Source organism: Bradyrhizobium sp. USDA 4369 (assembly GCF_054056435.1).
This window is the reverse complement of record NZ_JBSRYH010000001.1, coordinates 7517501-7531651: the sequence shown is the minus strand read 5'-3', so window position 1 is coordinate 7531651 and position 14151 is coordinate 7517501. Positions and strand designations below refer to the sequence as shown.

The window sequence follows — 14151 nt, the reverse complement described above, 5'->3', positions numbered from 1 at the left end:
GCGATTGGTTCCTTCGCCTCCGGCGCGCGCCGCTCGTCCGCATCATTCGATACGAAGCCATCGGTCCACCGGCGCTAATGTGGGCCGCAAAGCCCGCCGGAGGCCCGCTGCATCCCCATCGTTTCGAAGCACGCCGTGGATTTCGGATTCACTTATGTAGCTGCAGGCGCTGGTTGATCATCTAGGGTTGTATTTGCGTCAGAATCGAAGCCGGGTCATCATAGCATGGAAGTCGAAGTTCCGAAAAAACGAAGACGGCGCGTCAAGCAGACGATGTCGCTGGGGGAGCGACTGTTGCAGACGGCGCGGGAGGCGCGTGACCTGGCCAAGCGCCTGCCGCCAGGAATCGAGCAGGCCCGGCAGCTGCGACGGGCGCGCGAAGCGGAAGCCATTGCCGAGCTCGATCGCTTCCTGACCGCTCCGGCGCGCAGCAATCCGCCGCGGTCGCGCTGAACCTGCCGCGCGTGCAGCGGGGCGAGGACAGCGTCGCCAGGTAAGAGTGTCGCACCTGCATAGATTTGCTGCATGCGGGCCTGAATTGGTGCAGACATCGCTGCAATAACGCGCTTGACAGGATTTGCGTTCTAAGGGACCGTACTGTCTACGCGTTGGGCACAGCGGCCCGTAGACGCAACACGATCAAACCATTTCCAACGCCGCGCTGATTGAAGCGTGTTTGGTTGGTGGCGAGGGCGCCCTCGGCTTCACGGCCGGCGGGCGCTTTTTTTGTTTTGGGATACGGGATGACACGGACGACGTATCGCATCGGGGTGATGTTCTCGACGACGGGATCGTACAGCGTCGTCGCGCGCTCGATGCTGAACGGGGCGCAGCTCGCGCTCGCCGAGATCAACGCCGGCAACGGCCCGATCGCGCTCGAGCCCGTCGTGGTCAATCCAGCCGGTGATCTCGCGCAATATCGCGCGCTGGCGCGCGATCTGCTCGGCTCGGGCATCCGCCAGGTGGTCGGCTGCTACACCTCGTCGAGCCGCAAGGAGGTGATTCCCTGCTTCGAGAAGTTCGACGGGCTGCTCTGGTACCCGTCGCATTACGAAGGCTTCGAGAGCTCCGACAATGTCATCTATACCGGCGCGGCGCCGAACCAGCACGTGCTGCCGCTGGTCGATTTTCTCGCCTCGCGCGTCGGCAAGCGCGCCTTCTGCGTCGGCTCCAACTACATCTGGGCCTGGGAGAACAACCGCATCTTCCGCGAGGCGCTCAGCGCCCGCGGCGGCAGCGTGCTGGCCGAGCGCTATCTCTCGGTCGGCGACACCGAGTTCGACCAGGTGATCGCGGCCATTCTCGAACAGCGTCCGGATTTCGTCTTCAACAATCTGATCGGCACCAGCGCCTATGCGTTCTTCCGCGCCTTCCGCGCGGCCTGTCGTGCCGCCGGAATCGACCAGGCGAACGACATCCCGGTCGCGAGCTGCACGCTGTCCGAGCCGGAGTTGCAGGAGATCGGGACCGAGGCGGTCGACGGCCACCTGTCCTCCAGCGTGTACTTCTCCTCGCTGAACTCTCCGGAGAATGCGGCCTTCCTGCGGGCCTATACGCACGCCTTTCCCGATGGTCCGGTGGTCTCGGCCGATGCCGAGGCGTCCTATATCGCGGTCAAGCTGCTGGCCGCGGCGCTCGCTCAGGCGGGCACCGACGAGTCGCGCTTCGTGCGCTGCGCTGTCGCCAATCAGCGTCTGCCGGCCCCGCAGGGCGAGGTGCGGATCGATCCGCAGACCTATCACGCCTGGCTGACGCCGCGGATCGGCCGGTCCTCTCGCGACGGTCAGTTCGAGCTGCTGCTGGAAGCGCGGCAGCCGATCGCGCCCGATCCCTATCTCGTGCAGTCGTCGCCGCGCTTCGCGACATCCATGCGTCCTCCGCTGCTCCGAATGGTGAAGTCATGACCTTCCGACTGCTGCAGAACTTCAAGGGCGGCCGCGCGCTCGTCATCACCCGGCGGGCTGGCTGGGAGACGACGCTGGAGACGACCCTCGCCAAGCTCGGCGTCGCCTGCGAATATCCCGAGATCGTCGACGGCCGCGCCCAGATCGACGTCAGCGCGCTGCTGCCGGAGCGCGACATTCTGTTCATCGACGGCGATCTCGAAGGCGCGGTCGCCATCGAGGTCAACCCGGCGTCGAAATTGCCGCCCGTCCCGGTGATCGGACTGGTCGGCGTGGAGGCGCCGAGCCGGCTCAAGGCGCTGGTCAATCTCGGCGCCACCTCGTTCCTGCGCAAGCCCGTGCATGGCGGCGCCGTCTACACCGCGCTGTTCCTCGGCATCAACCAGTTCCTGCTGCGCACCGACATGTACGAGAAGCTGCAGGACCTCGAGAGCCGCCGGCGCGGCCGAAGGGCCGTGATCCGTGCCGTCGTGACTTTGATGCAGGAGACCGGTCTCAACGACGACGACGCCTATTCCGCGCTCCGCCGCGACAGCATGCGGGCGCGGCAAAGTCTGGAGCTCTATTGCGAGGAGTTCCTGAAGAGACGGGCGAGGCCGCCCGATACGCCGGAACGCCCGAGCAGCATCACGCTGCAAGGCGTCAACAAGCAAGCGATGTAGGAGCATCACATGACCAGATCTGGATTGCGGGGGCTGCGCGCCGCGGCCCTCACGGGGACGCTTGTCTTCGCGTCAGGCGCTTATGCTGCGGAAAACCCGATCAAGCTCGGCGTGCTGGAGGACCAGTCCGGCGACTTCGCCGCCGCCACCATCGGCAAGGTGCACGCCATCCAGCTGGCGGCCGAGGAGATCAACAAGTCGGGCGGCATCATGGGCCGTCCCTTGGAACTCGTGACCTACGACACCCAGTCGGACAACACGCGCTACCAGGAGTTCATGCGCCGCGTGCTGCAGCGGGACAAGGTCGATGTCGTGTTCGCCGGCTTCTCCTCGGCCTCGCGTGAGGCCTACCGGCCGATCGTCGACCAGTTCAACGGCTTCGCCTTCTACAACAACCAGTATGAGGGCGGCGTCTGCGACGGCCACATGGTCGTGACCGGCGCCGTGCCCGAGCAGCAGTTCTCGACGCTCATTCCCTACATGATGCAGACCTACGGCAAGAAGGTCTACACGCTCGCCGCCGACTACAATTTCGGCCAGATCTCGGCCGAGTGGGTGCGCAAGATCGTCAAGGAGAATGGCGGCGAGATGGCCGGCGAGGAGTTCATCCCGCTCGGCGTGTCGCAGTTCTCGCAAAGCATCCAGAACATCCAGAAGGCCAAGCCCGACTTCGTCGTGACCCTGCTGGTCGGCACCGCGCAGGCCTCCTATTACGAGCAGGCGGCCTCCGCCAACGTCAACCTGCCGATGGCCTCGTCGGTCAATGTCGGCCAGGGCTATGAGCACAAGCGCTTCAAGCCGCCGAGCCTCAAGGACATGTACGTCACCACCAACTACATCGAGGAGATCGACAGTCCGAAGAGCAAGGAGTTCTACGCCAAGTTCAAGGCCAAGTTCCCCAGCGAGCCCTACGTGAACCAGGAGGCTGAGAACTCCTATCTCGCGGTCTATCTCTACAAACAGATGGTGGAGCGGGCGAAATCGACCAATCGCGACGAGATCCGCAAGGTGATCGCGATGGGCGACGTGTGCATGGACGCGCCGGAAGGCAAGGTCTGCATCGACCCGAAGAGCCAGCACATGTCGCACACCATCTACCTCGCCAAGGTCGGCGCCGACCACTCGATCTCCTTTCCGAAGATCTGGGAGGACATCAAGCCGTATTGGCTGGGCGAGGCCGGCTGTGACCTGACCAAGAAGGATCCGATGGCGCAATACACGCCGTCGAATCCGCCGCCGAAACCCTGACCGGCGGCCGCGGTCGCTCCGGCGTCCCCTCACGCCGGAGCGGCTCGCTCTCCGATCGTCACGCTCATCTTTCCGCTCCCACATTGATCGAAGACATGGACATCGCAACCCTGGCTTTTTCTGCGCTCTACCAGTTCGGCGACGCATTCGCGTTCCTGGTCCTGTCGGCCTGCGGGCTCGCGGTCATCTTCGGCATGATGGGCGTGATCAATCTCGCCCATGGCGAGTTCATCATGTGCGGCGCCTATGTCACGGCCGCGACCGTGCACGCCGGCCTGCCGCTGCCGCTCGGCATTCTCTGCGGCGCCTTGGCTTCGGCATTCGTCGGCGTGCTGGTCGAGCTGCTCGTCATCCGGCATCTCTATGAGCGACCGCTCGACACCATCGTCGCCACCTGGGGCCTCAGCCTGATCGCGACGCAGGGCACCTTGATCATGGTCGGATCGACCATGGCCGGCGTCGGCACGCCGTTCGGCAGTTTCCAGGTCGGCGCCTATTCCTATTCGATCTACCGCATCGTGCTGTTCGTCGCGGCGTTGGCGGTGCTCGGCGCGCTCTATGCGCTGTTCAACTGGACGCGGTTCGGCGTGCTCGCGCGCGCCACCATCCAGGTGCCGCATATGGCGGCGGCGCTCGGCGTCGATACCCGGCTGATCTACAGCTTGACCTTCGCCTGCGGAGCAGGCCTCGCCGGCCTCGCCGGCGGGCTCTACGCGCCGACCATGACCCTGGTGCCGACCATGGGCGCGACCTTCATCATGGAGGCGTTCGTCACCGTGGTGATCGGCGGCGCCGACGTCTTCCTCGGCACCGCGCCGGCCGGGGGCATCCTCGCGATCGTGAAATCCGGCATGACCTCCTGGCAGGGCCAGCTGTTCGGCCAGATCGGGCTTTTGATCGCCGTCATCATCGTCGTCCGGGTGCTGCCGAAGGGCATCTCCGGCTTCGTGCTGCGCGAACGGACCTGAGGACTGGCCCGATGACCGGATTTCTCGGACTGTTTCGCCGTCTTGAAGGCCCGCAGACGCTCGGCCGCGGTCCCGCCTTCTGGGCGCTGTTCGCGCTCGTGCTCGCCGGCGCGCTGGCTTATCCATTGTTCAGCGACGGCTATACCGTCGGCAACACCGTCTACTTCTTCGTCTGGGTGTTCATCGCGCTCAGCCTCAGCCTGATCTGGGGCTATGGCGGCGCGCTGTCGTTCGGCCAGACCGCGTTCTTCGGCATCGCCGGCTACGGCTATGGCATCCTCACCATCAATTTCGGCGCGTCCTACGGCTTCACCTGGATCGCGCTGCTGCTCGCCGTCGGCATGGCCGCGCTGGTGGCGGCGCTGCTCGGCTATTTCATGTTCTTCGGCCGCATCGGCGGCGTCTTCCTCGGTATCGTCACGCTCGCCGTGACGCTGATGCTCGAACGCTTCATGGCCCAGACCGCCGGCCCGGAATGGCGCATCGGTGCAGCCAGGCTCAACGGCTTCAATGGCATGAGTGCGATGCCGCCGCTGACCATTCCCTGGTTCGGCGGGCCGATCGTGTTGTTCGCCGATGTCGGGCTCTATTATGTCGTGCTCGCCATGCTGGTGCTGGTCTATCTCGGCCTGCGCATCCTGATGAACTCCGCGTTCGGCAACGTCATCGTCGCCATCCGGGAAAATCCCGAGCGTGCGGAGATGCTGGGCTACGACATCAGAAAATATCAGCTGATCACCTTCGTCATTGGGGCTGCGCTCGCCGGCCTCTCCGGCGTGCTCTACACGGTGTGGGGGCAGTATATCACGCCCTCCAGCATGGGCATGACGGCGGCCTCGCTGCCGCTGATCTGGGTCGCCGTCGGCGGCCGCAGCGATCTCACCGCGACCATCATCGGCACGCTGGTGGTGCTCTCCGGCTTCCAGGCGCTGACCATCTATGGCAGCCAATATGCGCTCGTATTCATGGGCGTGCTGCTGGTGCTGACGGTGCTGATCGCGCCCAACGGCCTCGTGCTCGGCTTCATTACCTGGGCCACGAAGCGGGTCGTGCGGCGCAAGCAGGAGACCGCGTGATGCCGTTGCTGCAATTGCGCGACCTCAACAAGCATTTCGGCGGCCTGCACGTGACCAATTCGGTCAACCTCGTGCTGGAGCAGGGCGAGATCCACTGCCTGATCGGACCGAACGGCGCCGGCAAGAGCACGCTGTTCCGGCTGATCCTCGGCGAGCACCATCCCGGCAGCGGCCAGATCTGGTTCGCCGACGAGGACATCACCGCGTTGAAATCCTTTGCCCGCATCCGCCGCGGCCTCTCGGTCAAGTTCCAGGTGCCCGGCGTGTTCAAGGGGCTGTCGGTGCGGCAGAATCTGGAGATCGCGTTGCAGAGCCGGCTGCATGGTGCTGCGCTCGACAAGGAGATTGATCGTCTGCTTGCCTTTCTCAATCTCGAAGCCGAGCAGGCGCAACTCGCCGGCAATCTCAGCCACGGCCAGAAGCAGTGGCTGGAGATCGGCATGGCGATTTCGTTGAAGCCGCGGCTGCTGCTGCTCGACGAACCGACCGCCGGGATGTCGCCGGAGGAGACGCATATGACCGGCGAGATGGTGCGGCGGCTGAACGCGGCCGGCATGACCGTGCTGGCGATCGAGCACGACATGGCGTTCGTGCGCCAGGTCGCGCAGCGCGTCACCGTGCTGCATCTCGGCCAGGTGTTCGCGCAGGGCTCGATCGACGAGATCGTGGCCGACGAGCGCGTCGCGGCGATCTATCTGGGGCAGGCGTATGCGTAAGGAAGTCATCCTCACCACTTTGGGTCTGCGCGCCGGCTATGGCGGCAAGCCGGTGCTGCAGGGCCTCGAGATCGAGGTCCGCGAGAGCGAGATCGTCGCCGTGATCGGCCGCAACGGCGTCGGCAAATCGACCCTGATGAAGAGCCTGATCGGGCTGGTGCCGGCCATGAGCGGCTCGATCGTCTATCGCGGCGAGGCCGTCGAGCAATTGCCGGCGCACAAGCGCGCGCGGCTCGGCATGGGCTATGTGCCGCAGGGCCGCGACGTGTTTCCGCGGCTGACGGTCGGCGAGAACATTGCGGTGGGGGCTGCGATCAAGGGCGGCGGCATTCCGGAGGAGGGGCGCCGGCGTGTGGTGGACGCGTTCCCGATCCTGCAGGAGCGCTGGAGCCAGCGCGCTGGCACGATGTCCGGCGGCCAGCAGCAGCAGCTCGCGATCGGTCGCGTCCTGATCGCCGATCCGCATCTGATCCTGCTCGACGAGCCCTCCGAGGGCATCCAGCCCAACATCGTCCAGGACATCGCCCGCAACATGGTCGAGCTCAACCGCAGGACCGGCGTCACCATCATCCTGGTCGAGCAGAACCTCGACATGATCCGCGCCATGGCGCAGCGCGCTTACGTCATGGACAAGGGCCGCATCACCGCAAGCCTCGCGCGCGAGGCGCTCGACGATGCCGCCGAGATGCGCCGCCACCTCGCGGTCTGAAGCAAAGAAACGCTGATAACGAGCATAAGGAGAACGAGCATGGCCTGGCAGTCGGAGTCGATCATGGCCCGCAAGGGCGTGGCGAGGGGCGCGCGCGGCGCCCATCACGTCATCACCGAGACGGATCAGGGCAAGTATCACTACGTCTACGGCCCCTATGTCGCGCCGGTGCTGACCGTCGATCCCGGCGCCGTCGTCTCCGCCGAGACCCATGACGCGTTCGAGGGCGCGATCAAGCACGAGACCGACAGCCCGTCGAAGATCCTGAACTTCCCCTTCCTCAATCCGCAGAACGGACCGATCTACGTCAACGGCGCCGAGAAGGGCGATACGCTCGCGGTCTATATCGAGAGCATCGTGCCGCGCGGGCCGCAGCCGCGCGGCACCACCGTGGTGATGCCGGATTTCGGCGGGCTGGTCTCGACCGGCAACACCGCGCTGCTCAATCCGGCGTTGCCGGAGCGGGTGAAGAAACTCGAAATCACGGCCGAAAACGGCACCAAATGGAACGACAAGATCACGCTGCCCTATGAGCCGTTCATCGGCACCATCGGCACCTCGCCGGAGATCGAGGCGATCTCCTCGCTGGTCCCGGACTATTATGGCGGCAACATGGATCTGCCGGATGTCGGCGTTGGCGCGATCATCTATCTGCCGGTCAATACCAAGGGCGCGCTGCTGTATCTCGGCGACTGCCATGCGGCGCAGGGCGACGGCGAATTGTGCGGCGTCGCGATCGAGCATCCGACCGTCACGACGGTGCAGGTCGATCTGATCAAGGGCCGGCACATCGCTTGGCCGCGATTAGAGACCAAGGACTTCATCATGACGATCGGCTCGGCGCGGCCGATGGAGGACGCGGCGCGCATCGCCTATCGCGAGCTGTGCCGCTGGATGGCGGCCGATTACGGCTTTGAGGAGATCGACGCCTACATGCTGCTGACCCAGGCCGGGCGCGTCCGGCTCGGCAACATGGTCGACCCGAAATACACGCTCGGCGCCTCCATCAAGAAATCGTTCCTGGTCTGAGGTCACAAGCGATGTCGTTGCAATACAAGGTCGCCACCGTCCAGTTCGAGCCGACATTGGGCGAGAAGGAGCGCAATGTCGAAAGTCTGCTCGCGCTGTGCGAGCAGGCCGCATCGTCCGGCGCCAAGCTGATCGTGACGCCGGAAATGGGCACGACCGGCTATTGCTGGTACGACCGCGCCGAGGTGGCGCCGTTCGTCGAGAAGGTGCCGGGCGCGACCACGCACCGCTTCGCAGCGCTCGCCAAGCGACACGGCTGCTATGTCGTGCTCGGCATGCCCGAGGTCGATGACGACGACATCTACTACAACAGCGCGGTGCTGATCGGCCCGGACGGCGTGATCGGCCGGCACCGCAAGACCCATCCCTATATCTCCGAGCCGAAATGGGCGGCGTCCGGCGACCTGCACAATCAGGTGTTCGAGACGCCGATCGGCCGCATTGCGCTCCTGATCTGCATGGACATCCATTTCGTCGAGACCGCGCGGCTGATGGCGCTCGGCGGCGCCGATATCATCTGCCACATCTCGAACTGGCTGGCCGAGCGCACGCCGGCGCCATACTGGATCAGCCGCGCCTTCGAGAATTCCTGCTACGTGATCGAGAGCAATCGCTGGGGGCTGGAGCGCACCGTGCAGTTCTCCGGCGGCAGCTGCGTCATCGCGCCCGACGGCACGCTGGCCGCGGTGATCGACAAGGGCGACGGCGTTGCCTTCGCAGAGATCGATCTCGCTGCAGCCAGGGCGCGGCGCGTGCTCGGCGAGCCGGTGTTCGCGCAGCGCCGGCCGGAACTGTATCCGGAGTTGCTCACCAACACCTACAGCTGGAACCCGCGCGATTTCTTCGGCCTGTACGGTCATCAGCCGTGGCCGGTGGGCAAACGCTCGCGCATCAGCGTCGCGCAATTCGCGCCGACGTCGGACGTCCCCGCCAATCTGGCGCGCATCGCTGACGTCGCCGCCGCCGCCAAGGCCGATGGCGCCGAACTGGTGGTGTTTCCGGAGCTTGCGGCAACAGGGTTGACCGATCCGGCTGCCGCGGCGGAGCCGATCCCGGGCCGCATCACGGCCCAGCTCGCCGAGATCGCGGCGGGGCAGGGGCTCACACTCGTCTGCGGACTTGCGGAACGAGACGGGAACACCATCTATAACTCAGCCGTCCTGGTCACGCCCGACGGTAAAATCAGTAACTATCGCAAGACGCATCTCACGACCGCCGAGCGCAGCTGGGCCAGTGCGGGAGATGCGTGGGTCGTCGTCGATACGCCGATGGGGCGGATCGGTGTGTTGATCGGCCACGACGCCGCCTTTCCGGAAGCGGGCCGGGTGCTCGCGTTGCGCGGTTGCGACCTGATCGTCTGTCCTGCAGCGCTGAAGGGGACGTTCAGTGCGGCGCATGCGGGAACGGAAGTCGCGCAGCTGCCGCCGATCCCGACCGGAGCCGATCCGTACCATTGGCATCACTTCCGCGTTCGCGGTGGCGAGAACAACGCCTACTTCGCATTCGCGAATGTGTGCGATGCGGCGAATGATTATCCCGGGCTGAGCGGCGTGTTCGGTCCGGATACGTTCGCGTTCCCGCGTCGCGAGGCGATCATCGAGGGCGGGGAGGGGATTGCGACGGCGGAGATCGACACCAGCAATCTCGACAGCGTCTATCCGACCAACGTCGTTCGGCGGAAGGATCTCGTCTGCATGCGCATGCCGCACTCCTATCGTGCGCTGGTGCAACCAAGCGCGAGCAATTTCTGACGCTGCGCGCGCGTTCCGTCTCAAAATGGAACGAGAACGCCGTGTGAGGGGGCCCAGAGCGGGGTGTGACCACGCTGTCCACATTTCTTCACAGCCGTCGCAAAAAGTTCTTGCACGGGATGCGGCATCGCACTATCTCACCACCACGCCAGCCGGACATCACTGATGACTGAGGCCCCCGACTTTCGGGACTGATGTTGTTTTCGTCTGATTGGCTCCTGAGTTTTTCTTCAAAAAAAGCTCTTGACGGTCTCTGAAAATCAGCTATGTGAAGCGCCCCGGCAACGGGGACTTCGACGGCGAAAGAGACCAGAGAAGTTGATGTACTAAGTAGTTCGAGGTGAACTAATTAGTACGGGCTGTTTGACAAGTGAAGATGAAGAAAGAGAAACGTGGACGGCGGAGTCCTTGCGGGTCTCGGGTGGGAGCTTCGGCTTTCATTTGAGATCGGACGAGAAGACTTCGGCGGACAATGTTTCAAAGGTAACACCATGGTTTTCGCGCTGTGAAGCGTGGAGATCGATTGGTGGGACCTCGTCAAACGTTGTGATCAGCCGGTTCAAAGCTTCAAGTTCAACTTGAGAGTTTGATCCTGGCTCAGAGCGAACGCTGGCGGCAGGCTTAACACATGCAAGTCGAGCGGGCGTAGCAATACGTCAGCGGCAGACGGGTGAGTAACGCGTGGGAACGTACCTTTTGGTTCGGAACAACACAGGGAAACTTGTGCTAATACCGGATAAGCCCTTACGGGGAAAGATTTATCGCCGAAAGATCGGCCCGCGTCTGATTAGCTAGTTGGTAGGGTAATGGCCTACCAAGGCGACGATCAGTAGCTGGTCTGAGAGGATGATCAGCCACATTGGGACTGAGACACGGCCCAAACTCCTACGGGAGGCAGCAGTGGGGAATATTGGACAATGGGGGCAACCCTGATCCAGCCATGCCGCGTGAGTGATGAAGGCCCTAGGGTTGTAAAGCTCTTTTGTGCGGGAAGATAATGACGGTACCGCAAGAATAAGCCCCGGCTAACTTCGTGCCAGCAGCCGCGGTAATACGAAGGGGGCTAGCGTTGCTCGGAATCACTGGGCGTAAAGGGTGCGTAGGCGGGTCTTTAAGTCAGGGGTGAAATCCTGGAGCTCAACTCCAGAACTGCCTTTGATACTGAAGATCTTGAGTTCGGGAGAGGTGAGTGGAACTGCGAGTGTAGAGGTGAAATTCGTAGATATTCGCAAGAACACCAGTGGCGAAGGCGGCTCACTGGCCCGATACTGACGCTGAGGCACGAAAGCGTGGGGAGCAAACAGGATTAGATACCCTGGTAGTCCACGCCGTAAACGATGAATGCCAGCCGTTGGTGGGTTTACTCACCAGTGGCGCAGCTAACGCTTTAAGCATTCCGCCTGGGGAGTACGGTCGCAAGATTAAAACTCAAAGGAATTGACGGGGGCCCGCACAAGCGGTGGAGCATGTGGTTTAATTCGACGCAACGCGCAGAACCTTACCAGCCCTTGACATGTTTGGGACCGGTCGCAGAGACGTGACCTTCTCTTCGGAGCCCGAAACACAGGTGCTGCATGGCTGTCGTCAGCTCGTGTCGTGAGATGTTGGGTTAAGTCCCGCAACGAGCGCAACCCCCGTCCTTAGTTGCTACCATTTAGTTGAGCACTCTAAGGAGACTGCCGGTGATAAGCCGCGAGGAAGGTGGGGATGACGTCAAGTCCTCATGGCCCTTACGGGCTGGGCTACACACGTGCTACAATGGCGGTGACAGTGGGAAGCTAAGGGGTGACCCTTCGCAAATCTCAAAAAGCCGTCTCAGTTCGGATTGGGCTCTGCAACTCGAGCCCATGAAGTTGGAATCGCTAGTAATCGTGGATCAGCACGCCACGGTGAATACGTTCCCGGGCCTTGTACACACCGCCCGTCACACCATGGGAGTTGGCTTTACCTGAAGGCGGTGCGCTAACCAGCAATGGAGGCAGCCGACCACGGTAGGGTCAGCGACTGGGGTGAAGTCGTAACAAGGTAGCCGTAGGGGAACCTGCGGCTGGATCACCTCCTTTCTAAGGATGGCTCTTCAGCAAGGTCGGATCTTCGGATCTGTCGCTTCTATCGAGCTGTTTTAGAAACATCAGGGACCGACACGATCGCCAGATCGGGTTGAGTTCCATTGGCGGGATTTCGCCGTCTTCGTTTCTCTTTCTTCGCGGACGAACACGCTGCCTGGGGCTGCGCGTTTGCTGCTTGGCCTTCGTTGGTTTTACCTTCGCGGGCAGGGCGGTGACGAGCTTCGAGCGTTAGGGCTTGTAGCTCAGTTGGTTAGAGCGCGCGCTTGATAAGCGTGAGGTCGGAAGTTCAAGTCTTCCCAGGCCCACCACGCTTCGCCTTCGGCACCGCGTGGCACGGCCATGCTCCGAACAGGCGAGGCTTTGAGCATTCGTCTTCCGGTTTTGGGGCCTTAGCTCAGCTGGGAGAGCGCGTGCTTTGCAAGCATGAGGTCGTCGGTTCGATCCCGACAGGCTCCACCACGCTTCGGCCTTCGGGCTGCGCGTGGCGCGGCCAAGGTTGGGATGACGCTGGATCAATGACGCAGGAGCCGAAGGGCGTAGCGTGTTGCCTGGCGTAGCCACTTGGCGAAGCCGGGCTGCAGCCTGCGTGTTCAAATTCGTCCGCGAGACAACATTTCGCATCTTCTGGTCCTCACCGGGACTACAGGAGACTGCGTGTTATCTGACATCGTGAAGAGGAGATCGATCCGAGTTGGGTCGTGCAATGAAATGCCACCGCGCAAGCGGTCCGCGTTTCGACTTTGCACCGACGCCTTCACTATCTCCGGGTCATTTCGGCGCAGGCTGGAAGCTGTGAAGCATCCGGTCTGTTGTAAATGACTCTGTTCGCTGCGCTTGACCGCACGGCGATCGGTTCGATCTTAAGAAGCAAGCTGGTCTTTCTAATCAGTGTCCTGCGGCTTCCTGACGCTTGTCCTACGGGGCAGGTGAGGAGCTGACAACATTCTGCCGAGTGTGTGGACATTGATAATGAGAGCAATCAAGTGCCTTAAGGGTGTTCGGTGGATGCCTTGGCGCTGAGAGGCGATGAAGGACGTGCTACGCTGCGATAAGCCGTGGGGAGCTGCGAAGAAGCTTTGATCCGCGGATTTCCGAATGGGGAAACCCACCTTCGATAGCCGGAACTCCAAGACCTTGGTTTTGGGGTTCGATTGGGAGACCGAGAGGCTTCAAGATCATGACGATGCAAGTCGTCGAGGTTTTGGATTTCCGGTTATCAAGAGAAGGTATGAGACTTCTGAATCCATAGGAGGTTTCAAGCGAACCCAGGGAACTGAAACATCTAAGTACCTGGAGGAAAGGACATCAACCGAGACTCCGCTAGTAGTGGCGAGCGAACGCGGACCAGGCCAGTCATGAATGTAAGCCAACCAGAACCTGTCAGGAAAGCAGGGCCTCAGAGGGTGATAGCCCCGTATGGGTAATGCGAACATTCATGCTCGAGTAAGGCGGGACACGTGCAATCCTGTCTGAACATGGGGGGACCACCCTCCAAGCCTAAGTACTCCTCAGCGACCGATAGTGAACCAGTACCGTGAGGGAAAGGTGAAAAGCACCCCGACGAGGGGAGTGAAATAGACCTGAAACCGGACACCTACAAACAGACGGAGCCCAAGATGCGTTCTGGGTGACGTCGTACCTTTTGTATTATGGGCCAGCGACTTAATTTAACGAGCAAGCTTAAGCCGATAGGCGTAGGCGTAGCGAAAGCGAGTCTGAATAGGGCGTCAAGTTCGTTGTATTAGACCCGAAACCTAGTGATCTAGCCATGAGCAGGTTGAAGGTGAGGTAACACTCACTGGAGGACCGAACGGGTGCCTGTTGAAAAAGGCTCCGATGACTTGTGGTTAGGGGTGAAAGGCCAATCAAACTGGGAAATAGCTGGTTCTCCGCGAAAGATATTTAGGTATCGCCTCGGACGAATACCTCAGGGGGTAGAGCACTGGATGGGCTAGGGGGACTTACCGTCTTACCAAACCCAACCAAACTCCGAATACCTGAGAGTACTATCCGGGAGTC

Annotated in this window: 10 protein-coding genes, 2 tRNA genes and 2 rRNA genes (1 of these 14 running past the window's edge); all 14 read left to right on the top strand. The window is 62.2% G+C overall.

Going from position 1 to position 14151, the window contains the following annotated elements; genetic code table 11:
• The first annotated feature begins 225 nt into the window (after window positions 1-225).
• Window positions 226-453 (top strand): hypothetical protein, encoded by a 228-nt coding sequence (locus ACVIJ6_RS34235; RefSeq protein WP_456776337.1) that lies wholly within the window; start codon window positions 226-228, stop codon window positions 451-453.
• 290 nt (window positions 454-743) lie between these two features.
• Entirely contained in the window at window positions 744-1904 is a 1161-nt protein-coding gene (locus ACVIJ6_RS34230) for a transporter substrate-binding domain-containing protein (RefSeq protein ID WP_456776336.1), read from the top strand.
• On the top strand, window positions 1901-2566 hold the full coding sequence (locus ACVIJ6_RS34225) for an ANTAR domain-containing response regulator (protein ID WP_456776335.1): 666 nt from the start codon (window positions 1901-1903) through the stop codon (window positions 2564-2566). The genes ACVIJ6_RS34230 and ACVIJ6_RS34225 overlap by 4 nt, the downstream gene beginning before the upstream one ends.
• A 9-nt stretch (window positions 2567-2575) precedes the next feature.
• The gene (locus ACVIJ6_RS34220; RefSeq protein WP_456776334.1) at window positions 2576-3814 is read left to right on the top strand and encodes an urea ABC transporter substrate-binding protein; all 1239 of its coding nucleotides are present in this window, start codon (window positions 2576-2578) and stop codon (window positions 3812-3814) included.
• A gap of 95 nt (window positions 3815-3909) precedes the next feature.
• Window positions 3910-4782, top strand: a complete 873-nt coding sequence (locus ACVIJ6_RS34215; RefSeq protein WP_456776333.1) for an ABC transporter permease subunit — start codon at window positions 3910-3912, stop codon at window positions 4780-4782.
• A gap of 11 nt (window positions 4783-4793) precedes the next feature.
• Entirely contained in the window at window positions 4794-5858 is a 1065-nt protein-coding gene (locus ACVIJ6_RS34210) for a branched-chain amino acid ABC transporter permease (protein WP_456776332.1), read from the top strand.
• Window positions 5858-6574 (top strand): ATP-binding cassette domain-containing protein, encoded by a 717-nt coding sequence (locus ACVIJ6_RS34205; protein WP_456776331.1) that lies wholly within the window; start codon window positions 5858-5860, stop codon window positions 6572-6574. The genes ACVIJ6_RS34210 and ACVIJ6_RS34205 overlap by 1 nt, the downstream gene beginning before the upstream one ends.
• Window positions 6567-7283, top strand: a complete 717-nt coding sequence (locus ACVIJ6_RS34200) for an ABC transporter ATP-binding protein (RefSeq protein WP_456776330.1) — start codon at window positions 6567-6569, stop codon at window positions 7281-7283. The genes ACVIJ6_RS34205 and ACVIJ6_RS34200 overlap by 8 nt, the downstream gene beginning before the upstream one ends.
• Window positions 7284-7322: 39 nt before the next feature.
• A complete protein-coding gene (locus ACVIJ6_RS34195; protein WP_456776329.1) occupies window positions 7323-8312 on the top strand; it encodes an acetamidase/formamidase family protein in 990 nt (329 codons plus the stop codon).
• 11 nt (window positions 8313-8323) lie between these two features.
• On the top strand, window positions 8324-10063 hold the full coding sequence (locus tag ACVIJ6_RS34190) for a nitrilase-related carbon-nitrogen hydrolase (protein ID WP_456776328.1): 1740 nt from the start codon (window positions 8324-8326) through the stop codon (window positions 10061-10063).
• Window positions 10064-10637: 574 nt separating this feature from the next.
• Window positions 10638-12126 (top strand): 16S ribosomal RNA (locus ACVIJ6_RS34185).
• Between the two features lie 237 nt (window positions 12127-12363).
• Window positions 12364-12440 (top strand) — tRNA-Ile (locus tag ACVIJ6_RS34180).
• A 75-nt stretch (window positions 12441-12515) separates the two neighbouring features.
• Window positions 12516-12591: transfer RNA gene (locus ACVIJ6_RS34175), tRNA-Ala, on the top strand.
• Between the two features lie 518 nt (window positions 12592-13109).
• Window positions 13110-14151, top strand: a 23S ribosomal RNA gene (locus ACVIJ6_RS34170) (it continues 1817 nt past the right edge of the window).
• The 16S and 23S rRNA genes sit together here with 2 tRNA genes alongside, the layout of an rRNA operon.

Bases quoted from the DNA above. Each gene is read 5' to 3' on its own strand.
- ACVIJ6_RS34235 (WP_456776337.1), top strand. From the start codon at position 226: ATGGAAGTCGAAGTTCCGAAAAAACGAAGACGGCGCGTCAAGCAGACG.
- ACVIJ6_RS34230 (WP_456776336.1), top strand. From the start codon at position 744: ATGACACGGACGACGTATCGCATCGGGGTGATGTTCTCGACGACGGGA.
- ACVIJ6_RS34225 (WP_456776335.1), top strand. From the start codon at position 1,901: ATGACCTTCCGACTGCTGCAGAACTTCAAGGGCGGCCGCGCGCTCGTC.
- ACVIJ6_RS34220 (WP_456776334.1), top strand. From the start codon at position 2,576: ATGACCAGATCTGGATTGCGGGGGCTGCGCGCCGCGGCCCTCACGGGG.
- ACVIJ6_RS34215 (WP_456776333.1), top strand. From the start codon at position 3,910: ATGGACATCGCAACCCTGGCTTTTTCTGCGCTCTACCAGTTCGGCGAC.
- ACVIJ6_RS34210 (WP_456776332.1), top strand. From the start codon at position 4,794: ATGACCGGATTTCTCGGACTGTTTCGCCGTCTTGAAGGCCCGCAGACG.
- ACVIJ6_RS34205 (WP_456776331.1), top strand. From the start codon at position 5,858: ATGCCGTTGCTGCAATTGCGCGACCTCAACAAGCATTTCGGCGGCCTG.
- ACVIJ6_RS34200 (WP_456776330.1), top strand. From the start codon at position 6,567: ATGCGTAAGGAAGTCATCCTCACCACTTTGGGTCTGCGCGCCGGCTAT.
- ACVIJ6_RS34195 (WP_456776329.1), top strand. From the start codon at position 7,323: ATGGCCTGGCAGTCGGAGTCGATCATGGCCCGCAAGGGCGTGGCGAGG.
- ACVIJ6_RS34190 (WP_456776328.1), top strand. From the start codon at position 8,324: ATGTCGTTGCAATACAAGGTCGCCACCGTCCAGTTCGAGCCGACATTG.